General features: G+C 67.8%; 22 protein-coding genes. 9 read left to right on the top strand and 13 right to left on the bottom strand.

All coding sequences use genetic code 11. The features are described from left to right. Positions 1-112: 112 nt before the first annotated feature. Positions 113-949 (top strand): YihY/virulence factor BrkB family protein, encoded by an 837-nt coding sequence (locus tag R5H32_RS07285; RefSeq protein WP_318338028.1) that lies wholly within the window; start codon positions 113-115, stop codon positions 947-949. Here R5H32_RS07285 and R5H32_RS07280 read toward each other — a convergent pair. The 5 genes from R5H32_RS07280 to R5H32_RS07260 all read right to left on the bottom strand — a co-directional run bounded on the left by R5H32_RS07280 (position 943) and on the right by R5H32_RS07260 (position 9,458). After that, positions 943-4,479 carry a translocation/assembly module TamB domain-containing protein gene (locus R5H32_RS07280; protein WP_318338027.1) on the bottom strand — a complete coding sequence of 1,179 codons (3,537 nt, stop codon included), beginning with the start codon at positions 4,477-4,479 and terminating at the stop codon, positions 943-945. The two genes, R5H32_RS07285 and R5H32_RS07280, sit on opposite strands and share 7 nt — an antisense overlap. Next, a complete protein-coding gene (locus tag R5H32_RS07275; protein ID WP_318338026.1) occupies positions 4,479-6,284 on the bottom strand; it encodes an autotransporter assembly complex family protein in 1,806 nt (601 codons plus the stop codon). The genes R5H32_RS07280 and R5H32_RS07275 overlap by 1 nt, the downstream gene beginning before the upstream one ends. A gap of 140 nt (positions 6,285-6,424) precedes the next feature. After that, positions 6,425-7,459, bottom strand: a complete 1,035-nt coding sequence (locus R5H32_RS07270; protein WP_318338025.1) for an ABC transporter substrate-binding protein — start codon at positions 7,457-7,459, stop codon at positions 6,425-6,427. Then, a complete protein-coding gene (locus tag R5H32_RS07265) occupies positions 7,429-8,796 on the bottom strand; it encodes a sensor histidine kinase (protein ID WP_318338024.1) in 1,368 nt (455 codons plus the stop codon). Before R5H32_RS07265 ends, R5H32_RS07270 begins: the two co-directional genes overlap by 31 nt. Next, positions 8,793-9,458, bottom strand: coding sequence for a response regulator transcription factor (locus R5H32_RS07260; protein WP_318338023.1), 666 nt, complete (start codon positions 9,456-9,458; stop codon positions 8,793-8,795). The genes R5H32_RS07265 and R5H32_RS07260 overlap by 4 nt, the downstream gene beginning before the upstream one ends. Before the next feature lie 123 nt (positions 9,459-9,581). On the opposite strand from R5H32_RS07260, the gene R5H32_RS07255 reads away from it, so the two are divergent. The 5 genes from R5H32_RS07255 to R5H32_RS07235 are packed head-to-tail and all read left to right on the top strand — an operon-like array spanning position 9,582 to position 14,179. Then, positions 9,582-10,550, top strand: a complete 969-nt coding sequence (locus R5H32_RS07255; RefSeq protein WP_318338022.1) for a Bug family tripartite tricarboxylate transporter substrate binding protein — start codon at positions 9,582-9,584, stop codon at positions 10,548-10,550. Continuing rightward, positions 10,547-10,990 carry a tripartite tricarboxylate transporter TctB family protein gene (locus R5H32_RS07250; protein WP_318338021.1) on the top strand — a complete coding sequence of 148 codons (444 nt, stop codon included), beginning with the start codon at positions 10,547-10,549 and terminating at the stop codon, positions 10,988-10,990. Before R5H32_RS07255 ends, R5H32_RS07250 begins: the two co-directional genes overlap by 4 nt. 9 nt (positions 10,991-10,999) lie before the next feature. Beyond that, on the top strand, positions 11,000-12,520 hold the full coding sequence (locus R5H32_RS07245) for a tripartite tricarboxylate transporter permease (RefSeq protein ID WP_318338020.1): 1,521 nt from the start codon (positions 11,000-11,002) through the stop codon (positions 12,518-12,520). Next, complete coding sequence (locus R5H32_RS07240) at positions 12,520-13,884, top strand: acyclic terpene utilization AtuA family protein (protein WP_318338019.1); 1,365 nt, start codon at positions 12,520-12,522, stop codon at positions 13,882-13,884. Before R5H32_RS07245 ends, R5H32_RS07240 begins: the two co-directional genes overlap by 1 nt. Next, on the top strand, positions 13,877-14,179 hold the full coding sequence (locus R5H32_RS07235) for a DUF4387 family protein (protein WP_318338018.1): 303 nt from the start codon (positions 13,877-13,879) through the stop codon (positions 14,177-14,179). The genes R5H32_RS07240 and R5H32_RS07235 overlap by 8 nt, the downstream gene beginning before the upstream one ends. Positions 14,180-14,251: 72 nt before the next feature. On the opposite strand, the gene idi is transcribed toward R5H32_RS07235, so the two are convergent. From idi to R5H32_RS07220, 3 genes are read right to left on the bottom strand one after another with little or no spacing between them, the layout of a single operon-like run. Beyond that, positions 14,252-14,776, bottom strand: a complete 525-nt coding sequence (idi, locus tag R5H32_RS07230; RefSeq protein ID WP_318338017.1) for an isopentenyl-diphosphate Delta-isomerase — start codon at positions 14,774-14,776, stop codon at positions 14,252-14,254. Continuing rightward, entirely contained in the window at positions 14,773-15,273 is a 501-nt protein-coding gene (gene secB / locus R5H32_RS07225) for a protein-export chaperone SecB (protein ID WP_318338016.1), read from the bottom strand. Before secB ends, idi begins: the two co-directional genes overlap by 4 nt. A gap of 60 nt (positions 15,274-15,333) precedes the next feature. Beyond that, entirely contained in the window at positions 15,334-15,813 is a 480-nt protein-coding gene (locus R5H32_RS07220; protein ID WP_318338015.1) for an FxsA family protein, read from the bottom strand. Between the two features lie 120 nt (positions 15,814-15,933). Here R5H32_RS07220 and R5H32_RS07215 point away from each other — a divergent pair, with 120 nt between their 5' ends. The 3 genes from R5H32_RS07215 to R5H32_RS07205 are packed head-to-tail and all read left to right on the top strand — an operon-like array spanning position 15,934 to position 18,088. Continuing rightward, the gene (locus tag R5H32_RS07215; protein ID WP_318338014.1) at positions 15,934-16,590 is read left to right on the top strand and encodes a Tim44/TimA family putative adaptor protein; all 657 of its coding nucleotides are present in this window, start codon (positions 15,934-15,936) and stop codon (positions 16,588-16,590) included. Continuing rightward, the gene (locus R5H32_RS07210) at positions 16,590-17,510 is read left to right on the top strand and encodes a murein transglycosylase A (protein WP_318338013.1); all 921 of its coding nucleotides are present in this window, start codon (positions 16,590-16,592) and stop codon (positions 17,508-17,510) included. The genes R5H32_RS07215 and R5H32_RS07210 overlap by 1 nt, the downstream gene beginning before the upstream one ends. Further along, entirely contained in the window at positions 17,507-18,088 is a 582-nt protein-coding gene (locus R5H32_RS07205; protein WP_318338012.1) for a Smr/MutS family protein, read from the top strand. The genes R5H32_RS07210 and R5H32_RS07205 overlap by 4 nt, the downstream gene beginning before the upstream one ends. Here the strand turns inward: R5H32_RS07205 and R5H32_RS07200 are convergent. The 5 genes from R5H32_RS07200 to trxA all read right to left on the bottom strand — a co-directional run bounded on the left by R5H32_RS07200 (position 18,085) and on the right by trxA (position 22,636). Continuing rightward, complete coding sequence (locus tag R5H32_RS07200) at positions 18,085-19,242, bottom strand: alpha/beta hydrolase (RefSeq protein ID WP_318338011.1); 1,158 nt, start codon at positions 19,240-19,242, stop codon at positions 18,085-18,087. The genes R5H32_RS07205 and R5H32_RS07200 overlap by 4 nt on opposite strands. A gap of 23 nt (positions 19,243-19,265) precedes the next feature. Further along, positions 19,266-20,567 (bottom strand): ATP-dependent protease ATPase subunit HslU, encoded by a 1,302-nt coding sequence (gene hslU, locus R5H32_RS07195; protein ID WP_318338010.1) that lies wholly within the window; start codon positions 20,565-20,567, stop codon positions 19,266-19,268. Further along, positions 20,564-21,655 carry a hypothetical protein gene (locus tag R5H32_RS07190; RefSeq protein WP_318338009.1) on the bottom strand — a complete coding sequence of 364 codons (1,092 nt, stop codon included), beginning with the start codon at positions 21,653-21,655 and terminating at the stop codon, positions 20,564-20,566. The genes hslU and R5H32_RS07190 overlap by 4 nt, the downstream gene beginning before the upstream one ends. Beyond that, entirely contained in the window at positions 21,648-22,205 is a 558-nt protein-coding gene (gene hslV, locus R5H32_RS07185) for an ATP-dependent protease subunit HslV (protein WP_318338008.1), read from the bottom strand. The genes R5H32_RS07190 and hslV overlap by 8 nt, the downstream gene beginning before the upstream one ends. A gap of 110 nt (positions 22,206-22,315) precedes the next feature. Beyond that, positions 22,316-22,636, bottom strand: coding sequence for a thioredoxin (gene trxA / locus R5H32_RS07180; RefSeq protein ID WP_263335112.1), 321 nt, complete (start codon positions 22,634-22,636; stop codon positions 22,316-22,318). Between the last annotated feature and the right edge of the window lie 56 nt (positions 22,637-22,692).

The following is a 22,692-nucleotide window of genomic DNA, read 5'->3' as shown; positions in this document are numbered from 1 at the left end:
AGGCCTCGGGCCGGTGATACAGCTACCGCAAGCGGCTATCCGGACTGCGGGATTGCCGGCCGCCGCGAGACGGGCGAACATGCCGTGGGGCAGAAGCGAAACGGGAACGACGATGGCCACCACCACGGTTTACATCATGCGGTTGATGCTTGCGGTCTGGAACGCGATGGACGATCGCCATCTCGGCCTGATCGCGGCCGGCGTCGCCTTCTACATGATGTTCGCGCTCTTCCCCGGCATGGCCGCCACGATTGCGATCTGGGGCTTCTTCTCCGACCCGGCGGTGATGCGCGAATACCTCACCTCGGTGAACCACCTGATCCCGGCCGCGGCCTACGAGCTGATCGAGACGCAACTCAATTCCTTGCTCCTCGCCACGCCGAAAACGCTTGGCTGGACTACAGGTATTTCGCTCGCGATCGCCTTCTACTCGATCCACAACGGCGTGGCGGCGCTGATCTCAGGGCTCAACGCGATCCATGTTCGCCGGCACCGGCCGGGATTCACGCGCTGGCTGGTCTCGATCGGCATGACGTTTGCCCTGATCGCGGTCTTCCTCACGGCGCTCGCGACCGTTGTGATGGTGCCGGTGATCCTGAATTTCTTCGAACTCGGTACCGTCGAGGGCTTTATTCTGCGCTACCTGCCCTGGACGGCAATGTTCCTCGTCGTCCTCATCGTGCTTGGGCTCTTCTATCGCTGGGGGCCGACGATGGACAAGGCGCCCCACTCCTGGATCACGCCGGGCGGGTTGCTCGCGGCAATCCTCTGGGCCGCGGCTTCAATGGCCTTCTCGGTCTATCTCGAGAATTTCGGCGCCTACAACCGGATCTACGGTTCGATCGGCGCGGCCATCGCGCTCCTGATGTGGCTCTACATTTCGGCGTTCATCGTGCTCCTCGGCGCGGCCGTGAACGAGGAGCACGACCGGCTGAAACGCCTTCAGTAGTCGCGCTCCCAGAAGACGCCGATGCCGGTATCGCCCTTGGAGTCGACCGAACCGCGCGCCTTCAGTCCTTTCCGGATCTCGAAGTTGAGATTGATCTCGCTCTTGCCGCCCGAGCCAATCTCGACATCGGTATATAGCCGCTCGGAAACGTATTTCCCTGCCCGGAGCGCGCCGGTGCCATCCTCGGCCGCCGTCACGTCGAGATCGTCGAGACCGATCCCGCCGCGCAGCCGCGACACCACGCCTTCGCCGCCACCCCCTGCCAGAGTGGCGATCGCCGAGGCGAGCTGCGCCGCCTGGAAGGGCGACAGGTTGTCGAGACTGCGCCCAAAGAGGAGATGTGCCACGACCTCCTCTTCCGGCAGTTCGGGCGACGAGAGGAAATGGATCTCCGGTTCGGACGCTTCGCCCTCGATCAGGATCGTCGCGGTGATGCCGTCGGCTTCGCTCGACGCCGCGAACCGGACATAGGGGGTCAGCGCGCCCTGCAACTCCACCAGCCCCTCGTCGATCGTGAAACGCTTCCCGAGGATGTCGAGTCGGCCGCGGACGAGGTCGAACCGGCCCGAGGGCACGATCGCGGCGGTGGTGCCGGTCAGCCGCAGGGTGCCCGTCATCTCGGCATCGAGCCCGCGGCCGCGCACGAAGATCCGGCCCGGCGACGAGACGGTCAGATCGACATTGTAGACCGGGCCGCCTTCGCGCCGCGCCGCGGCGGGCCCCGCCATCTTCCGTGTTTCGCGCACGGCGGCGGGCTCGTTGACGTGGCGCAGGCCGGTGAGCGTGGGGCGGCTACCGAAACCGGTCGAGGGGATGCGGATCTCGGTCCGGTCCAGATTGATCACCCCGGCGATCGTGGCGCCGCCGAGGTACGGCCCGGAGATCGAGACATTTCCATCGACGAAGGTCTCGTAGAGATCGGGATCGCGCAGCCGGACACCGGCGAGCCGGAGCGCGAGATCGCCCTGGAACGGCGGCGTCAGCACCACCGGGCCCGAGACCTCGATCCGCCCGCCGCCGCGGACATTGGCGCCGCCCAAGAGGTTGGCTTGGCCTCCGGCGAGATCGGCGGCGACGTCGAGCCCTTCCAGCTCGATCCCGAAGGTCGGGGCGACGAGCCGGGCGCCGGACAGCGCGATCCGGCCTTCGAGCGATTCAAGCCGGACCGGGCCATTCAGGCGCAGGTCGAAGCTGACCGGCCCGTCGATGTTGCGGGGCGCGAGGAGCGGGTTGAGGATCGCCGACTGCGCGCCGCCCCGGATGCCGAGATCGGCACTGCTGAAATCCCGCGCGATACGTCCGGCGATCTCGGCCGACGTGGCACCCGGACCATTGCCCGACAGGTCGACGTCGTAGCCTTCTGCACTGTCGATGACACGGCCTTCGACGGTCAAGGGTCCGGGGAAGCCGGGTGTCAGAAGCGCCATGTTGTTCAGCCGGGCGCCGATGTCGACTCGCCGGACGTCGCCCTCGATGCTGCCCGTCGCCTCCAGACGGAGCTGCGGATTTTCAAGCGCGAACGTATCAATCTCGATCCGGCCGTCCTCCTCGGCGACCGACACGCGGAGCGTCGAGGCGCCGGCGAGAAGACGGTCGGCTGTCGGCTCGCCGATGCCAACGCCGGTGGCGGAGGCGTCGAGCGTGATCTGGCGGCGCTTGCCGGCGCCAACGAGCCGGGCGTCCGCCTTCATCGCGCCGCGATACTTCGCCCCGAGCGCGGCAAGATCGGCGAAATCGAGCGTCGCGGTCACATCGCTCGCCTCGGTGCCCAGTCGCCCCGAGGCCGAGGCGGTCAGCGTGGCGGCGGACAGGTCGAGGCTGCGGATCTCGATCCCCTCTTTGCCGCGGCTGACCGAGGCGGTGACCGTGGCGAGACCTTCGAGCAGCCGGTCGAGTTCGGCCTGTCCGGCGCTGAGATCGCGCCCCTCGATCCGGCCCTCGAGGTCGAAGACTCCGGAGAGAAGACCGGCGGAACCCGAGACCTCGAGGTTCGCCGCCCCGCCAAGCTGACGGCCCGCGAGGCCGGAGAACCGGCCCATGTCGGCGACCTCGGCGGTAACGCGCCCGCCGAGCGTGAGGCCCTTGTCGGTGGTCTCGATGTTGAAGCCGCCGCTGGCGCCGTAGCCCTGCCCCTCGACGTTGAACGACGGGATGGAAAGGGGCTCACCACCCTGCCAGTGAAACACGATCTTGCCTGCGAGATCCGGTCCGACGGCACTGGCGAGTGCCGGATCGGTGGGTTCGATCCCGTTGGCCGCGAACCCGACATGACCGCCGACGCGGGTCACGCCGACACCGTCCGAACCGGGCCGGCCGATCCGCCCCGACCCGTCGAGCGAGACCGCGGCAATGGCCAGATCGGCGCGGCGCAGACCATGAAGATCGCCGGTGAGCTTCCAGCCGTCGCCCCGATCCGCGCTGTAGCGCAGGCTGAGGTCGGCGGCGCGCAGGTAGGTCTTCTGGCCCGGCAGCGGCAGCAGTACCTCGCCGCCGCCGGCTAGGCCGATCCGCGTGGTCAGAGCCATCTGCAACGGCAGACCCGAGGGCGCGAGCGACAGCCGGCCACTGACATCGACCCCGCGCGAACCGATCACCAGCCGCGTCAGGTCGAGCTGGCCGGAGGGCGCGCGCCTTCCCTCCGCCTCGAGCGTCACGTCGGGGCCGAAGAAGTCCTGGTATTCCGGCAGGAGCAGCGGCGCGATGTCGCCGCCGAGTGCCGCCCGGAACCGACGCTCGGCCGCGCCGTCCTCCATCGCGACGGACAGCAGCTCCACCTGACCCTTGAGCCGCGGCGCGCCATCGGTTGAAAGCGTGATGTCGGTGCGGAAATCGTCGATGATGCCGTCGCCGGCAACCGCGAGTTCGATCGAGGGCTTGCCCGGAAGCCCGATGAGGTTGGCGGCGATCCCGTCCGCGGCCTCGGCGACGAGCAGGTCGAGCGTCGCCTTGCGGGTCTCGTTGGCATAGCTGCCGGTCAGCGACACCCGGCCCTGGCGCCCGTCGATCCGGGTGACGCTCAACTCGGCCGAGCCCTCGCCGCCTTCAAGCTGCATCGTCCCGTCGAGCGAGACCTCGGCGGCGGCGCCGAACAACGCCTCGCCGAGCACCACACGGTCCGCGTGAAGCGTACCGATCGACACGCTGACCGGCAGCTCCGGCAGCGCGAAGCCCGAGGCCTCGGTCTGGCTCCTGCCCGACGAGGGCCGGCGTGGCAACTCGATCACCTCGGCGGTCATCTCGCTGATCTCGACCCGGCCGCGCAGCAGCGCCGCACGCCTCCAGCCGATCGCGCCGCCACGGATCGTCAGCCAGACGCCATCGGCATCGGCGATCGTCATCTGCTCGAACGTGGCGCGCGAGGACAGCGCGCCGGCAAACCCGTCGATCCGCACGGTGCGGCCAAGGCCGGAGAGGTTGTCCTCGAGAAAGCCGGTCAGGAAATCGCGGTCGCGCTCGGGGCTCTCTTCCTCTTGGGCCGGGGCGGCCACGGGCAGAAGCGCGACGAGGAGGGTCAGGAGAAGCCGCCGCATCAGAAGGCCTGCCCGATGCCGACGTAAAGCTGGACCCCATTCCCCGTGCCGCCCGAGACCGGCATGCCGACATCGAACCGGATCGGACCGATGCCCGTGTCATAACGCACGCCGAGTCCGGCGCCTGCGTGCCAGTTGCCGGTGCCGCCGAAAAGCCCGTCGTCGCTGATGAAACCGGCATCGTAAAAAGCCACCGCACCGATCTTCTCGGTGATGCCGGCGCGTACCTCTCCCGAGAGACCGATGAAGCTCAGGCCGCCGGTCTCGATCGTCGTGGTCGGCGAGGTCGGCACCGTCACGCCGAGCGACTGGTAGGGTTGGCCGCGCACGGTGCCGCCGCCTCCGGAGAAGAAGAGGTAGCCGGGCGGTGTCTCGGCGAGCGCGGGGCCGATCACGGTGCCAAGCTGAACCCGACCCGCGAGCACGACCCGGTCCTTGGCGCCGAACCCGCGATAGGTGCGCGCGTCGCCAAGGAAATAGGCGCCCGAGCCGGTGCTGCCCAGGCCGTAGAACGGTGCGACATCGGCATCGAAAAAGTAGCCCTCATGCGGGTCGAGCTGTTCGTCGCGGCCGTCCCAGGTGAGCGAGAGCGGGAGCGCGAACGCGCTGTAGTCGAACCGGTTGCCGAAGGGATCTGTCGCGCGCGAGGCGATATAGGACAGCCCGGCCTCGGCGCTCAACCGGTCGCTCAGCACCCGTGTCAGGCCGAAGGTCACCTCGATACTATCGACGTCGAGGTCGAGAAGTTCGGTGCGTTCCGCGCGCGCTTCGAAAAACGCTGTGGCATCTGTCACCGGGGTTGCGGGCCGGTCGATGCGGACGCCGAGGTTGTAGCCGGGGCTGACGTCCTGGCCGCCGATCTGATCAACCGCGCCTTCGAGGCGCAGCCGCTCAGCGCCGCCGAAGAGATTGCGGTGCAACCAGTAGCCCGAGACATTGAGGCCGTCGCTCGTGGAGGCTTCGGCGCCAAAGCCGAAACGGCGCAGAGGCGCCTCGGCGACCACGAGCGTCGCGTCGAGCGTGTCGCCGGGGCCAAGCGTCTCGGCTTCGGTCAGGGCGACGGTGCGGAAGACGCCGGTCCGTCGCAGCCGGGTCGCGACGGTGTTCATCTCTGCGGGATCGAAGACCTCGCCGGTCGGGAAGCCGGCAATCTTCTCGATCCGGCGCGGGTCCATCCGCTCGTAGCCCGAAACCTCCATCTTGCCGAAGCGGACGCGCGGGCCGGGGGCAAGCAGGATCTCCGAGTCGATCGACGCGGCGCGGTGGTCGGCGATGACGGTTTGGTCCGCGACCTCGGCCTTGGCGTGACCGACGTTGCGCCAGCCTTCGACACCGGCATCTTCGGCCGCGACGATGGCGGTGGAGTGGGCGGGCTTTCCGTCGCCGTATTCCGGCGGAAGCCTGGTGCCGGGGGCATAGGGGCGCATCCGTGCCCTGGCAAAGCGAAACTGCGGGCCGGGTTCCACGGTGATGCGGATCTCGCGGATCGCCTCGGGCGCATCGAGCGGCGCGATCTTCGCGGCTTCCTGGCCGTCGACGGCGATCCGGATCACGCCGGAATAGTGTCCCTCGGCGTAAAGTGTGCCGAGCAGCCGGCCGTAATCGGCGCGGGCGGCAGCGAAAAGCGTCTGGGCGTCGCCCTGCTTCTCGCGCTCGGCCTGCAGGACGAGCGAAGCGGCGCGGAGTGCGCTGGTCAGGCTCTCGTCGGCGCCCGGTGCGGCAAAGACCACCCGGTCGAGTGCGTCCGCCGGCAGCGAGGCCGCCAAAATTGCCAGCCCGCCGATCGCCCATCGGCTGTTCCGCAAGAGCCGCCCTGCCTGTCGCCCCACCCGTTTCCCCGCGCCCGAATGCCCTGCCGCCTATTCCTTGCAGCAATCTTCAGCGAATTCCAGCGCAGTCCGACATCGCGCGTTTCTTTTGGCGCATCCGTTGCGCGACAGCGTGGTCAGTTCTGCTGAAGCGCCGCGGCCCATTCCTCCAAGAACGCCCGCCGCTTGATCGCGTCGAGGAAGACCAGAAGGCCGGGGTCGAGGCGCATCGGCCTAAGATGCGGGCCACGCGACAGCGCGACCTCGTCGATCGGCGGCAGGCCGGCCTCCTCGCCGACGAGCCGCCGGCCTTCGGCGCTGAGAAGGAAGTCGAGAAACCCGCCGCCCAATGCGGGATCGGGCGCGCCGACCGGGATAAGCCCGGTCCGCAGAAGCGTCAGCGTATAGTCCTCCAGTTCGACCACCGCCGCGTCGTCTTCGCTGGCGAGCCGCGGGCCGGCGTAGCTGCCGAGCACGTTGTAGGCGAGCGCGAGCCGGCCCTGTTTCAGGTCCGTGATCATCGCATTCGACGAAGTGTAAAGCCTTGGCGCGAGGCCGCCCATCACCTCGGCGAGCCGCCAGAAACTGTCGGACTGCCGCGCATCCTGCGTGGCGAAAAGGTAGCCCGCACCGGAGAGTTCGGGATCGTACGTTCCGATCCGGCCGCGGAACCGCTCGGGATCGTCGCGCAGCATGTCGATCAGGTCGCGCCGGGTCTGCGGAAGGGAGAGACCGCCGAGCGCCCGGCGCGAGGCGATCAGCACGACGTTTTCCTGCGCGAAGGCAAAGAGCCTGTCCTGCCAGTGCGCCCAGCCCGGCAGCGCATCGGTGGCGGCCGAGCGGTAGGAAGCCGCGAAGCCGTCATTGGCAAGTTTCATCTGCAGATCCATCGCCGAAGAGATGACGAGGTCGAAGGTCGCGCCCTCGTCATGAATCGCGGCAAAGACCTCCTGCGAATTGGCGACCGTGTAGTGGACTTCGACATCCGGAAAACGCTTCTGGAACGCCTCGATCACCGGCTTCAGGACGCCGGTATCGGTTGTCGACAGGATTGTCAGCTCGCGCCGTTCGGTACCGGGCGCGGGAAAGCGTACCTCTTCCTCGACGGTGAATCCGGCGGCCGAGCCGGTGATGCCGAGGATCAGGCCGAGGGCAAGTAGAGCCGCGCGCATGTGCCGCCTCCTTCCCGTTCGGTGAGGTCGAAACGCCCGCCATGGGCCGAGGCGACCTCGGCGACGATGGTCAGGCCAAGGCCGGATCCGATCACGTCGCGGGCGTTCTCGCCCCGCGCGAAACGCTTGGTGAGCCGTCCCGGTTTCTGGCCGGACAGGCCGCGGCCACGGTCGGCGACCTCGATCAGCACCGGATCGCCCGGGCGGAGCGTCAGATCGATCGTGGTTTCCGGGGGCGAATACTTGATCGCGTTGTCGATGAGATTGCGCAGCGCCGCCTCGATGAGGGCGCGGTCGCCCTGCACGCGCGCCGGTTCCGCGGTGACGCGCAGCGTCAGGTCCTTGAGGTCGGCGGTGGGCAGGAACGCGTCGGCCTGCGCGGCGAGGAGCTTCGCGAGATCCACGCTTTCGTCCGCGAGCCGGTCGGAGCGGGCGACGACCGTCGCATGATCGAGAAGCTGGCCCGCCGAACGGCTGCTTTCCTCGACCGCACGGATCACCGCGCGGAGCGACTCGCGCATCTCCTCAGACTGGCTCTGGCGCAGGGCGATCTCGGCCCGGGCGCGGACCGTCGCAAGGGGCGTGCGGATATGGTGAGCGGCCTCGGCGATGAAGGTCTCGGTCCGGGTGAGCGCGCCGCGCAGCCGGGCGATGAAGCCGTTCAGCGCGGTGATGAGCGGCCTGAGCTCCACCGGCGTCGGATGATCGACGGCGCGCAGGTCCTGCGGACCTCGTCGCGCCACCGCCGCAGCAAGCCGGTTGATCGGGCCGAGCACGCTGCCTGCTGTGAGCAGCGACAGAGCCGCCGCCAGCACGAAGGACCCGAGCCCGATCGCGGCGGCGCGCTGGGCGACGCGCTGGGCGATCGCCTCTTGCCCCTGCCGGGTCTGGGCGACCATGACGAGGACCGGCACCGGCTTGCGCGCGACCAGCACCATGCGGGCGACTGCGGCGATGCGGACCTCGGTGTCGCGATAGGGCGATGTGTAGAAGACCGGCGTCACCGCCGCGCCCGCCTCGGGCGGCGGCGGCAGGTCGTCATAGCCGGTCAGCGTCAGCCCGCGCGCGTCGATCCGGTAGAACACCCGGTCGGCCGAGATCGAACCGAGGATCGAGAACGCCTCGTAGGGCAGATCGACGCTGACCCCGTCGTCCCCGCCTTGCAGGCTTTCGGCGATGGCCAGCGTCGCGGCGCCTAGAACGCCGTCCTGGCTCGCCTCGGCCGCCTGGACGGCGACGGTGCGTACGGTGAAATAGAGAACGATGGCAAGAACGGCGGCGATGCCGAGCAGCTGCAGGACCAGCCGGAGGCGCAGGGAAAGCGGCGCGCGCCTCATTCGGCCGTCAACCGGTAGCCGAGGCCGCGCACCGTCTCGATCCGCGCCCCGGAGCCTTCGAGCTTCTTCCTCAGCCGCGCGACATAGACCTCGATCGCGTTGTCGGTGACGCTTTCGGCATAGGAAAACAGCCGGTCGCAGATCTGCGCCTTGGAGAAGATGCGCTCCGGCGCGGCAAGGAGGATTTCGAGAAGCCGGAGCTCGCGATTTCTCAGCTCCCGCATCTCGCCCGCGACGACGAGGCTAGCGTTCAAGGGGTTGAAGGTGAGCCCGGCATAGTGCTGCACGGTCTGCAGCGCATTGCCCCGCCGCCGCAGGACGGCGCGGCAGCGCGCTTCCAGCTCGGCGAAGTCGAAGGGCTTGGTGACATAGTCGTCCGCCCCGAGGTCGAGCACGTCGACCCGGTCCGACACCTCCGCCCGCGCGGTCATCACGATGATCGGCGTGTCGCGCCCCGAGCGGCGTTCGCGGCGCAGAAAGTCGCGTCCGTCGCCGTCGGGCAGCGAGATGTCGAGCAGGATAAGGTCGTAGGACGCCGCCGCGAGGCAGTCGCCCGCCTCGGTGAGAGAGGCGGCGGGATCGACGGCATGGCCGTCGAGCCGGAGCCTCTCGGCAACCGACAGCGCCAGATCGGGATTGTCCTCGACGAGAAGGAAGCGCAACGCATCCACCCCCTGGTGACAGGTTGCTGTCAGCTTTCCAGCGAATCGTGGGTCTTGCAAGGGGATCGGCACCGCGCCGCTTTGGCGTGCGTGTCCGGAAAGAAAACCACACGGGAGGAATACATGACATTCAGGGCAATGAAGGTGTTCGGCACGAGCGCCGCGATCGGTCTCATGGCGGCCTCGTCGGTCTGGGCGACCGAGTGCATCGCGCCGGCCAATCCGGGCGGCGGCTGGGACTTCACCTGCCGTCAGGTCGGCAAGATCCTGTTCGACATCGGTCAGGTCGACCAGCCGGTGCAGGTCACCAACATGGCCGGCGCGGGCGGCGGGCTCGCCTTCTCGACCGTGGTCAACGAGCGCAACACCGACGAGGACCTCATCATCGCGGCGTCCTCGGCGACGACGACGCGGCTCGCGCAGAATGCCTATGGCGGGGCGACGGCGGATCAGGTGCGCTTCGTCGGCGCGATCGGCGCCGATCCCGGCGTCATCGTGGTTGCGGCCGACAGCCCGTTCCAGACGCTTGGCGACCTTGTCGAGGCGGTGAAGGCCGATCCGGGTTCGGTCGCCTTCGCGGGCGGCTCGGCGGCGGGCGGTTTCGACCACATGAAGCCCCTTCAGGTGCTGAAGGCCGGCGGCTTCACCGACATCAAGTCGGTCAAGTATATCGGTGTCGATGGCGGCGCCGACGCGATCACCCAGACCGTGGGCGGCTTCACCCAGGCGATGACCGGCGACATGTCCGAGATCGTCGGCTTCATCAAGTCAGGCGAGGTCCGGGCGCTCGCCGTCCTGACCGAGGAGCGGGTGCCGGGCTTCGACGATATCCCGACGGCGAAGGAACAGGGCTTTGACGTCGTCGCGGTGAACTGGCGTGGGCTCTATGTGCCGAAGGGCATTTCCGACGAGGCCTTCGCCAAGTGGGCCGATCGGCTCAAGGCCGTGGCCGACAGCGCCGAATGGAAGGAAGCGATGGCGGCGAACGGGCTCGCGCCCTTCACCAAGGTCGGCGACGACTTCCAGGGCTGGATCGACCAGGTCGTGGCCGACACCACCGAGCTTTCCAAGGAAATCGGAGTGATTCAGTGATCACCGGCGACCGGATCTTCGGTCTGGTCGTGATCCTCGTGGCGCTGGCCTATGTCGCCAGCGCCGCGCAGATCCAGACCAGTTTCCTCTCGGACCCGGTGGGGTCGAAGACGTTTCCTTACATCATCGGAACGATTGCCGCGATCTGCGGCCTCTACATGGTGATCCGTCCTGACAAGGATCCCGAATGGCCCGACCTGCCGACGCTCGGCCGGCTTGCCGTCGCGCTCCTGGCGCTAATCGCCTACGCCTACATGCTCAAACCTATGGGCTTCCTGATCCCGACCGCCATCGTCGCGGCGATCCTAAGCTACCAGATCAGCCCGCGTCCGCTGCCCGCCATTCTCGCGGGTCTCGGCCTCTCTGCCGGGCTTTATGTGATCTTCAAATTCCTCCTAGGGCTCAGCCTCACCGGCCTGCCCAAGGCAATCATGGGCTGAGACATCGCCATGGACCTACTTTCCAACCTCGCACTCGGTTTTTCGATCGCGCTTTCGCCATGGACGCTGATGCTTGCGGTGATCGGCGCCTTCGTCGGCACGATCATCGGCGCGCTTCCGGGCCTCGGTCCCTCGAACGGTGTGGCGATCCTCATTCCGCTCGCCTTCACAATGGGGCTCGACGCGACCTCGGCGCTGGTGCTGCTGACGAGCGTCTATTACGGCGCGATGTATGGCGGGCGGATTTCCTCGATCCTCCTGAACATCCCCGGCGACGAGCCGGCGCTGATGACCACGCTCGACGGCTATCCGATGGCCAAGCAGGGCCGCGCCGGCGATGCGCTGGTGATCTCGGGCGTCGCCTCCTTCGTCGGCGCCTTCATCGCGACGATCGGGCTGATGATCCTCGCGCCGATGCTGGCGCGGGTCGCCTATCTCTTCGGCCCGGCTGAGTATTTCGCGCTATACCTCCTCGCCTTCTGCACCCTCGGCGGAATCGCCTCGAACAACCAAGCCAAGGCGGCGCTCGCCTCCTGTCTCGGGCTTGGCATCGCGATGATCGGGCTCGACAACACCTCCGGCATGCCGCGCTTCACCTATGGCAACCTGCACCTGATGGACGGGGTCGATTTCCTCGTCGCCATCGTCGGGCTTTTCGCCATCGCCGAGGTGTTCTTCTTCATCGAGAGCCACGGCAAGGAAAGCGCCATCGGCGTGAAACTGGATAAGATCACAATCCCGGTGAAGGACATTGTCGGCTCGACCGGCGCGATGCTGCGCTCGACCGTAATCGGCTTTTTCGCGGGCGTGCTGCCCGGTGCCGGGGCTTCGCTCGGCTCCTTCATGGCCTACATGGCGCAGAAGGCTGTCGACCCCGACAAGAAAAGCTACGGCAAGGGCAACCCGAAGGGCGTCGCCGCGCCCGAGGCCGGCAACAACGCGGCCGCCGGCGGCGCGCTGGTGCCGATGCTGACGCTCGGCGTGCCGGGGTCGGGAACGACCGCGGTTCTGCTGGCGCTGCTGATGACCCTGAACATCACGCCAGGGCCGACGCTCTTCACCGACCGGCCCGAAGTGGTCTGGGGCCTCATCGCCTCGCTCCTCATCGCCAATATCGTGCTTCTGGTGATGAACGTGCCGATGGTGAAGATCTTCGTGAAGGTGCTGACCGTGCCGGCCTGGGTGCTGCTGCCCGGGGTCACGATGGTCTCCTTCGTCGGAATCTACTCGCTGACCGGGAGCTATTTCGATCTCGTCCTGATGATCGCCTTCGGCGCGCTCGGCTACGTGCTGCGGAAACTCGACATCCCGACCGTGCCGGTGATCCTCGGCATCCTCCTCGGCAATCACATGGAGGACTCCTTGCGCCGTGCCATGGTGATCTCGGACGGCGACTGGACCTACCTGTTCGCGACGCCGATCTCGATCGGTCTCTGGATCGCCGCCATCGCCGGCTTCATCGCGCCGATGTTCCTGCGCGGGATCCTCAAGAAACCAGCGATCCGCGACGCCGACGAGCTGGTGGACTGATGCCGGAAACGCGGGTCCTGATCCCGACCGGGGCGCTGGGCCTCGGCTATGACCGGGCGGCGCTGGCGCGAGGGATCGCGGCGAAGCCGCACATCATCGCGGTCGACGGCGGTTCGACCGACAGCGGCCCGGCCTATCTTGGCCGGGGCGCGTCGAAATACTCCCGCGCCACCACGCGGGCGGAATGGCGCGAGCTGATGCAGGCGCGGGCCGAGGCCGGCGTGCCCCTGATCATCGGCACGGCAGGAACCTGCGGGGCGGATGCCACCGTCGACTGGCTTTTTGACATCACCCGCGACTTGGCCGCGGAGCTTGGCCAGAGGTTGACTGTGACGCGGCTGTATACCGGCCAGGATCCGGCCGATATCGCCACCGCCTTCGAGGCGGGCCGGATCACGCCCCTGCCCGCCGCGCCGGAGGTCGATACCGACACGATCCGCGCGTGCAGCAACATCGTGGCGCTTGCGGGCGCCGAACAAGTCGCCGCGGCGCTCGCCACCGGCGCGGACATCGTCATTGCCGGCCGGACCACCGACACGGCGATCATCGCCGCCCTGCCGATCGTGCGGGGCTGTCATGGGGGCGCCGCCTGGCACGGCGCGAAGATCGGGGAATGCGGGGCAATCGCCACCACTCATCCTGCCTCGGGCACGATCCTGATCGAATTCGACGATGCGGGCTTCACCGTCGACCCCATGGCTCTTTCCGCCCGCGCCACGCCCTACACGGTCTCGGCGCATATGCTCTACGAGAATTCCGACCCATTCCTCCTCTACGAACCGGGTGGCGTTCTCGATGTCACCGCCGCGACCTACACGGCGCTCGACGACCGCCGGGTGCGGGTCGAGGGTTCGGTCTGGCGGCCGGGACCCTACACGGTCAAGCTCGAGGGCGCCCGTATTGCCGGATACCAGACCGTGAGCCTGACGCTTCTGCGCGACCGCCGCTATGTCGCCAATGCCAGCGGCTGGGCAGCGCAGGTCGCGGCCCGCGCACGAGCGGATGTGAGCGAGCGGATGGGGCTGGCGCCAGACGGCTTCGACATCGAGCTGAGGCTCATCGGCCGTGACGCCACGCTCGGCCCGCTGGAAACCCCCGGTCCCATGCCCGCCGAAATCGGCGTCCTCGCCATCGCCACCGCGCCGACCGAGGCCGAGGCTGCCGAGATCGGCAAGATCCTAAACCCCTATCTCCTGCATCACGCACTGACCGAGGACGAGCCGATGCCGACCTTCGCCTTCCCCTTCTCTCCGGCCGAGATGAGCCGAGGCGCGCTATACGAGTTCTGCCTCAACCATGTCCTTGGGCTCGACGATCCGATGGCACCGTTCCGCATCGTCACCGACGAGGTCGGCCATGGCTGAAATCGGTCAGATCGCGCAGAAGGTCCGCTCCAAGAATGCCGGCCCGTTCTGGCTGACGATCGACATTTTCTGCCGGAACAGGGTCGATTTCGAGCGGATCTCGACCGGCCTCGCGACCGCGAGCCTCGCCGCCCGCTTCCGCACCGATCCAGAGGCGATCAAACGCTTCGACATCGCCGATCTGAACGTCGTGAAGCTTTCGCTGCCGCGTCCCGCCGTGCAGGGCACGCGCGCCGACCGCGACATGCACGGCGCCGCCTGGGCCGCGCTCGTCGAGGAGATGGAGATCGACTGACCCCACTTTCTGTCCGGAAATACTCCGCAGGGGGTCCGGGGGACGCGACGTCCCCCGGCTGCCGAAGCCGGGTCAGGCGCCGAAGATCCGGGCGCGATGCTCGGCGAGGTAGATCCGCAGCCAGGGCGTGAAGTGCTCCGGCGACGCCGCCACCTCGGCGACGAGATCGGCGAGGGTGATCCAGCGCACTTCCATCACCTCGTCGGGGTTGGGCGTGACGGTCAGCCCCTCCGGCGCCCGCGCCGTGAAGATGTCAACGACCTCGTGCTCGGTCATGCCGCCGCCGACTTCGGCGCGGTATTCGACCTGATCGGCGAAGACCGGCGCCACGCCTTCGATGCCGAGCTCCTCGCGCAACCGGCGGCGGGCGCAGTCTACGGGCGCCTCGTCCCAATGCGGATGGGTGCAGCAGGTGTTCGCCCAGAGCCCCGGCGTGTGGTACTTGCCAAGCGCCCGGCGCTGGATCAGCACCCGGTCGCCCTCCATCAGGAACACCGACACCGCCTTGTGCCGCAGCCCCTTGAGATGCGCGCCAAGCTTGTCGAAGGGCGCGAGCCGCCCCTCGACCCAGGTCGGGATGAGGTCAGCCGCGCTCACGAGGGCTGTTCGACGGCCTTCTGCGCCGACGCGCGGCGGGCAAGCTCCTGACGATAGAGCGCGAGGAAATCGACCGTGTCGATGTTCAGCGGCGGGAAGCCGCCATCGCGCGTCACGTCCGAGACGATGCGGCGGACGTAGGGGAACACCATGCGCGGGCATTCGATCAGCAGGAACGGGTGCAGCTGCTCCTCCGGCACGCCCTCGACATGAAAAATCGCGCCGTAGTCGAGCTCCATCAGGAAGAGCGGCGACTTGTCGGACTTGTTGGTCGAGGTGACCTTGAACTTGGAGACCACCTCGTACTGGTGCTCGATCGCGCGCTTGCGGGCGTCGAGGCTGACCTGGACCTGGATCTCGGGCGTCACCTCGCTGGCGCTGATCCCCTTCTGGGCTACGATGTTCTCGAAGGACATGTCGCGGATGAACTGCCCCAGCACGCTCATCTTCACCTGCGGCGCTTCCGTCGTTTCAGCCCCGTTGCCGTTCTCGGCCATGTTCAATTCTCCCAAGGAAATCCGGTTTGGCCGCTGGTGTAGCACCTTGGCTTGCGGGCCTCAATGCCGGGTCCAGCCCGAAGGACGGTCCGAAATCGGCCGCTCGGAGTCGATCTCGTGAAATTCGCCGTCGATCACGTCCGGCCGGTTCGGCTCGCGCCGGGGCGGCATGCCGCCGACGGTGAACCGTTCCACCCGCACCCGCGCGGCAAGATAGCGCAGCACCGCCGATCGTACCGGCGGGATCAGGAGGAGGATGCCGACCGTATCGGTGAAAAAGCCCGGCGTCAGCAAAAGCGCGCCGGCGAAAAGGATCAATGCGCCGTGGGCGATGGGCTCGGTCGGGTCGCGCAGCTCGCCAAGCGCGCCGCGCAGCTGCGCGAGCGCCAGCGCGCCCTGCATCCGCACGAGAAAACTGCCCGCGACCGCGGTTACGAGCACGATGGCGAGCGTCCACCACAGACCAATGATGCCGCCAACCTGTATGAACAGGCCGATCTCGATCATGGGTACCGCGAGGAACGCGATCAGCAGCCACATGGGCCTCTCCTTTCCGGTCCGTGGAGTAGACTTGACCCCACCCGTGACTTACATAGGGGGAGCGAAGCAAATATACCAACCCTGCCGCAGCTCGTGCTGTGGCGTCAGAGGCGCAGCACAATGTCCAATGCCCTTATCCAGCTCCTAGTCCTCGCCGGGATCGCGATCTTCCTGATCCTGCGGTTGAGGAGCGTTCTGGGCACTCGCGAGGGCTTCGAGAAGCCGCAAGCGCCGACACCGCTGCCGGGCGCGCGCAAGGGCAAGTTCGAGGTGATCGAGGGCGGTCCGGACCGTGACATCACAGACCATGTCGAAGAGGGCAGCGACGCCGCGCAGGCGCTCGCGGCGATGAAGCAGGTCGAGCCCAGCTTCTCGGTCTCGGAATTCCTCACCGGCGCCCGCGGCGCCTACGAGATGATCCTGATGGCCTTCGAGAAGGGCGACCTGTCGAAGGTGCAGCCGTTCCTCTCCGAAGAGGTCTATGACACCCTGGTCGAAGTCGTCGCCGCGCGCGCCTCGCGCGGGCTGACCGTGACGGCGGAGTTCATGGGCACCCGCGAGGTCTCGGTGCAGCGGGCGGAGTTCGACCGCCGGACCGGAGAGGCCGAGGTGACTGTGCGCTTCGCGAGCGAGCTGATCTCGGCGGCGCGCGACGCGGCCGGCGAGGTCGTCGAGGGAAACCTGAACGAGGTCCGACGCCAGCGTGACGTCTGGACCTTCGCCCGCAAGATGGGTCAGAACGATCCCAATTGGCAACTCGTCGCAACCGGCGAGTGATGGGCGCCGCGCGGCTGCTCGACTTCTCCAGCCTGCCGGGCTGGGCAGAGGACAATCATGCCGCGGCCCTCGCCGCCTATAGCGTGACCGCCGACCTTGTCGGCGCCGATTGGCCGGCGCCCGCGTCGGGCGATGCGCGCGCCTTTTTCGAGGCTTCCTTCACGCCGGTCGAGATCGGCACGCCGCCCGGACTGCTAACCGGTTACTATGAGCCCGAAATCCCGGGCCGCACCGACCGGGGCGAGGGTTTCGACCATCCTCTTTATGCCGCGCCGGCCGATCTGCCCGCCGACCGGCCCTGGTTTAGCCGCGAAGAGATCGAGGCGGGCGATCTTCTTGCCGGGCGGGAGCTGGTCTGGCTCGCCGATCCGGTCGAGGCGTTCCTGGCACAGGTGCAGGGATCGGTGCGGGTGCGGCTGGCCGACGGGTCGGTGCGCCGGTTCGGCTTCGCGGCGAAGAACGGCCATCCCTACCGCTCGATCGGGCAGGAACTGACGCGCCGCGGCGAAGGCGGGCCGGCCGGGATCACCGCCGACGGCATCCGCGCCTGGTGCCGGGCGCATCCGGACGAGACGCCCGCGCTATTGCGCCACAACCCGTCCTTCGTCTTCTTCCGCGACCTCGGCCTGCCGCCCGACAGCGGCCCGATTGGAACGATGGGCCGGCCCGTCACCGCGCTCCGCAGCCTCGCCGTCGATCCGGACCATATCCCGCTCGGCGCTCCGGTCTGGGTCGAGGGGGGTGGTATTGCGGCTTTGATGGTGGCGCAGGACACCGGCAGCGCGATCAGGGGCGCGCAGCGCGGCGACATCTTCTGCGGCACCGGCGCAGAGGCCGGGCTATGGGCTGGCGATATGCGGATTTCGGGCAGGCTGGTGACACTTCTGCCAAGCGGCATGGCTAGGAGGATTGCCCGGTGACGCGCCGCCGGCGCGGGCTCAGCCCGGAGGATGAAGAGCTTTGGAGCCGCGTCGCCGCCTCGGCTCGGGCGATGCGGCCCAGCAAGCTGAAGCCGGTCGAGGCCGAGGCGAAGCCGAAGCCGAGGAAACCGCATCCGACCCCGCTGGATTTCCACATCGGCGAGACGGCGCGGCCCCTGACGGCGGCGCATGACCTCGTGCCCGCGCTCGAGGAGCGTCTGGCGGCGCAACCCCTGCGCATGGACCGCCGCACCCATCAGCAGATGCTGCGCGGCAAGCTCAAGCCCGAGGCGCGGATCGACCTTCACGGCATGACGCTGGCAGAGGCCCATCCCGAACTGATCCGCTTCATCCTCAGCGCGCAGGCGGCGGGAAAGCGCATGGTTCTCGTGATCACCGGCAAGGGCAAGCTGCGCGACGACCCCGGCCCGATCCCGCAGCGGATGGGCGTTCTGCGCCACCAGCTGCCGACCTGGCTGACCCAGCCGCCCCTTGGCACGGTGGTGCTGCAGGTTGTGCCCGCGCATCTGAAGCACGGTGGCGGCGGCGCGTTTTACGTTTACCTGCGTCGCGGTTAGGGCTGGATCTGCGAGATCGCCGTGACAGGGGACAGCACGACCTGCGTGGCGTTCTGCACCGTCAGCACGGCGCCGGGCAGGAGCCCCGTGCGGCCCGTCCTGTCCTGCGCAAAGGCGCTGTCGACTTCGGCGAGCCGGCCGAGGATCGCGATGAGCGCCGGCGACTCTCCGGGGTTGAAATGGCCCGACCCCTTGGAGAAGGCCGTCGTGTCGAGCAGCGTCACCTTGAGGTCCGCGAGCTCCGTCACGTCACCGACATTGCCGAGCCGGTCGCGCTGACCGGTGAGCCGCGCCGAGAGGGCCAGCGCCCTGTCCCGCTTGGAGGAGAAGATCACGAAGGGCTGCGGCAGATCACCGATCCGCTCTGCCTGCGCGCGGAACACGTCGACGTCGATGTCGGGCGAGACGAGCATCACGCCGGACACCCGGTCGAGCAGCTTGCCCTCGTCCCTGAGCGCGATCTGGCGCAGCGTCTCCATCGTCAGCGACGAGCCCATGGAATGCGCGACGATCAGGATGCGCTCGGCACCCGCCGCAGCGACCTCGCGCAGGAGCGTCTCGAGACCGTCGCGGGCAAAGAGCGCGCTGTCGCGGTCATAGGCATAGCCGAGCGGATTGGCCCGCGACGGCCAGGAATAATGGACGAGCGCCCCTTCGATGCCGATGTCGTTTCCGATCTGTGCGAGGCGGTAGGCACCCTCGGCGAAGTTGTTGTTGAAGCCGTGGACGAAGACCACCGCTTCGCGCTGCCTGCGCGGGTTGCGGACCAGCTCGGCACCGAGGTCCGCGCGGAAGCTGTTGGCATCCGCGTAGATCTTTTGCTGGACCGCAAGGAAGTCCGTCGCGGGATCGGCCGGGCGGTTCGGCTCGGGCCAGGAGATTTCCCCGGTGACATGCTGCGGAGGAATGGCCACGTCAATGCGGACGAAGCGCGTCACCGGGCTTCGGACCTTTCCGAAGGCCTCGCCCGTAGCCGTGTCGGCGCCGCGGGTTGTGCCGATGAAAAGCGTCTCTATCCTGCCTGAACGCGCTGCGGCAGGGTCGACCACGACGCTGCCGCGCGGCTCGCAGGCCGCGAGCGCCAGGACGACCAGAATTGACGATACGATCCGCACCTTGCCCGCCTGTGCCTGCCACGCGATCTGGATAACCAAAGCTCTCCGGTCTTGCCAGCGCTTCAGAGAACGTAGCGGCTGAGATCGGTCGAGCGGGCGAGGTCGCCGAGGTTCTTCTCGACGAATGCACCATCGACCGTGACCTTGTCCCCGGCCCGGTCCGGCGCGGTGAACGACAATTCCTCGAACACCCGCTCCATCACCGTGTAGAGCCGCCGCGCGCCGATGTTCTCGACGCTGCGGTTGACCTCGGCGGCGATGTGGGCGAGCGACCTGATGCCGTCCTCGGAGAAGTCCACCGTGACCTCCTCGGTCGCCATCAGCGCCGAATATTGCCGGGTCAGCGCATTGTCGGTCTCGGTGAGGATTCGGACGAAATCATCCTCGGTGAGCGCCCTGAGTTCGACCCGGATTGGCAGCCGGCCCTGCAGTTCGGGCAGGAGGTCCGACGGCTTGGCGATGTGGAAGGCGCCGGAGGCGATGAAGAGGATGTGGTCGGTCTTCACGGCCCCGTATTTCGTGCTGACGGTGGTGCCCTCGATCAAGGGCAGGAGGTCGCGCTGCACGCCCTCGCGGCTGACATCAGCGCCGCGGGTCTCGGCGCGGGCGCAGACCTTGTCGATCTCGTCGAGAAAGACGATGCCGTTTTCCTGCACCGCCTCAAGCGCCGCCAGCTTGACCACCTCGTCATCGAGAAGCTTGTCGGCCTCTTCGGAGATCAGCACCTCGTAGCTCTCGGCCACGGTCAGCTTCTTGCGGGTGCGCCGCCCGCCGAAGGCCTTGCCGAAGATGTCTCCGAGATTCATCATCCCCATGCCCTGCTGGCCGGGCAGGTCCAGCATCGGCATCTGCGGCGCGGCCTCGGCAACTTCGAGCTCGATCACGGTGTTGTCGAGTTCGCCCTTCTTCAGCCGTGTCCGGAACATTTCGCGCGTCTGCTCGCGGGCGTCCGCGCCGGCGATCGCCTCGATCACCCGGTCCTCGGCGGCCTGATGGGCGCGGGCCTTGACCTCCTCGCGCATCCGCTCGCGGGTCTCGATCATGGCGGTGTCCATCAGGTCACGGATGATCTGTTCGACATCGCGGCCGACATAGCCGACTTCGGTGAACTTCGTGGCCTCGACCTTGAGGAAGGGCGCCCTGGCGAGCTTCGCGAGCCGCCGCGAGATCTCGGTCTTGCCGACGCCCGTGGGGCCGATCATCAGGATGTTCTTCGGATAGACCTCTTCGCGCAGGTCGTCCGAAAGCTGCTTGCGACGCCAGCGGTTCCGCAGCGCCACCGCGACGGCGCGCTTGGCGTCCTTCTGGCCGATGATGAAACGGTCGAGTTCCGAGACGATCTCGCGGGGGGTGAGGTTGGTCATGGGGTCTCCGAGTAAGGCGGCAGCCGGTCCTTGCCGGGAAAAGCGGGAAGCGCGCGCATCAGCGCCGCGCGGAGCGGCACCCACCAGGTGCCGAGCACGGTGAAGAAGGCGCCGAGGATGATCAGGATCTTGGCCCAGTCCAACGCATCCGCGAAGCCGTCGCCCGCCACCGCCCAGTAGATCACCGCGCCGATATAGACGATGCCGGCCGTCAGCATCGAGCGGCGGTCGATGACGAGCGCGATCAGGGCGAAGACCAGAAGTGCGGCCGTGGTGGGCAGGATCGCCCCGCTGCCGCCCGCGCCCCAGATATTGCCGGCGATCGAGTTCACCAGCGCCGCGCCGGCGAGAAGGTGCAGCCAGAACGCGGTCGCGGAATGCCGCCCGATCCGGTGCGGGTCCTTCATGTCGAACCACATGGCGCCCAGGAAGGCGCCGATGCCGAAGACCAGCGAGGCGAGCGTCAGATTGGCGCGGGGCACGAAACTGCGGGCCCAGCTGTCGAGGCTCTCGACCGTGGCGCCGGGATTGTAGCGGGTGAAGACCGCGTAGGTCGCCATGAGGGCAAAGCCGCCGAAGACGAACATCGCGAAGGGCAGCTTGAAGCGGCGGAACCAGAGCGCCGCGGCGCCCGCCGCGATGGCGGCCGAGGCGAAGGCCACACCCTTCAGCCCGAAGTCCATCTGGCCGAGAAGCGTCAGGGCCGAGACATAGATTCCGCCGGAATAGGCACTGATGAGCACCATCGACGGCAGATTCATCCGCCGCTTCAGCGTGAAGTAGCGGGCCATCCACCAGGCCACCGCGGCGATGATCGCGGGGATCAGGATCAGGATCGTCACGCCGCCGATCACGCCGAGAAGCAGCCCGAGCCCGCCGAGAAGGATCGCGAGGCCGGTGGCGACGAAGATCTCGGCAAAGCCCTTGAAGAACTCGAATGGCTCGTCCTCGGCCGCCAGCGCGGCGCGTTTGCCCGCCCGGTCATGCGCGAGCGCGGTCACGGCCGCCGCTTGCGCCTCGGTCACGATCCCGGCGGCGACGGCGGCGCGGAGGTCGGTCGGGCCGAAGGTCTTGGGTTCCTCAGCCACGGATCGTCTCTACCGTGAGATTGCCGTTGGTGTAGACGCAGATATCGGCGGCGATGGCCATCGCCTTGCGCGCGATCTCCTCGGCGGAAAGCGCCGTCTCCATCAGACCCCGCGCCGCGGCGAGCGCGAAGTTGCCGCCCGAGCCGATGGCGGCCACGTCATGTTCCGGCTCCAGCACGTCGCCCGCGCCGGTGACGACGAGAAGCGTCGCCCCGTCGGTGACGATCAGCATGGCTTCAAGCTTTTGCAGGTACTTGTCGGTGCGCCAGTCCTTGGCCAGCTCGACACAGGCCCGCGTGAGTTGCCCCGGCGCGGCCTCGAGCTTCTTCTCCAGCCGTTCCAGCAGCGTGAAGGCGTCCGCGGTGGAGCCGGCGAAGCCCACGACCACGTCGCGGCCGCCGGGGCTAAGGCGCCGCACCTTGCGCGCGGTGCCCTTGATCACGGTCTGGCCAAGGCTCACCTGCCCGTCGCCCGCAACCACGACCTCGCCGCCCCTGCGCACGCCGATGATCGTCGTGCCGTGCCAGCCGGGGAATTTCTCGTCCGCCATCGAAGCCCTCCGTTCGTCCGGTCCTATATGGCGGCACGGGCCGCCGCCCGCAACCGGCGCAACGAAAAGGGCGCCCGAAGGCGCCCCCGTGATCCGTCCCGTGGTCGGGATCAGATTGCCGATTCGATCCAGTTCTGCAGTGCCGCCTTCGGGGCCGCGCCGACCTTGTTCGAGATGATCTGGCCGTCCTTGAACATGAACAGCGCCGGAATCCCGCGCACGCCCATCTGCGCCGGCGAATCGGGGTTCTCGTCCACGTTCACCTTCACGATCTTGACCTTGCCGGCGTAATGCTCCGACAGCTCCTCGAGCGCCGGGCCGATCTGCTTGCAGGGGCCGCACCATTCCGCCCAGAAATCGACGACGACGGGGATGGCGGACTGCCGGACTTCGGAGTCAAAGGTGGCGTCGGTGACGGCGACGGTGGCCATGTTCAGTCTCCAGTTTCGGAATGCGTTCGACAGAAAGTATGGGCGCCTATGGGGCT

This window comes from Defluviimonas sp. D31, from assembly GCF_033436765.1.
Taxonomy (GTDB): Bacteria; Pseudomonadota; Alphaproteobacteria; order Rhodobacterales; family Rhodobacteraceae; genus Albidovulum.
The sequence above is the reverse complement of the archived record's forward strand: the minus strand, read 5'-3'. Positions and strand labels throughout refer to the sequence as shown.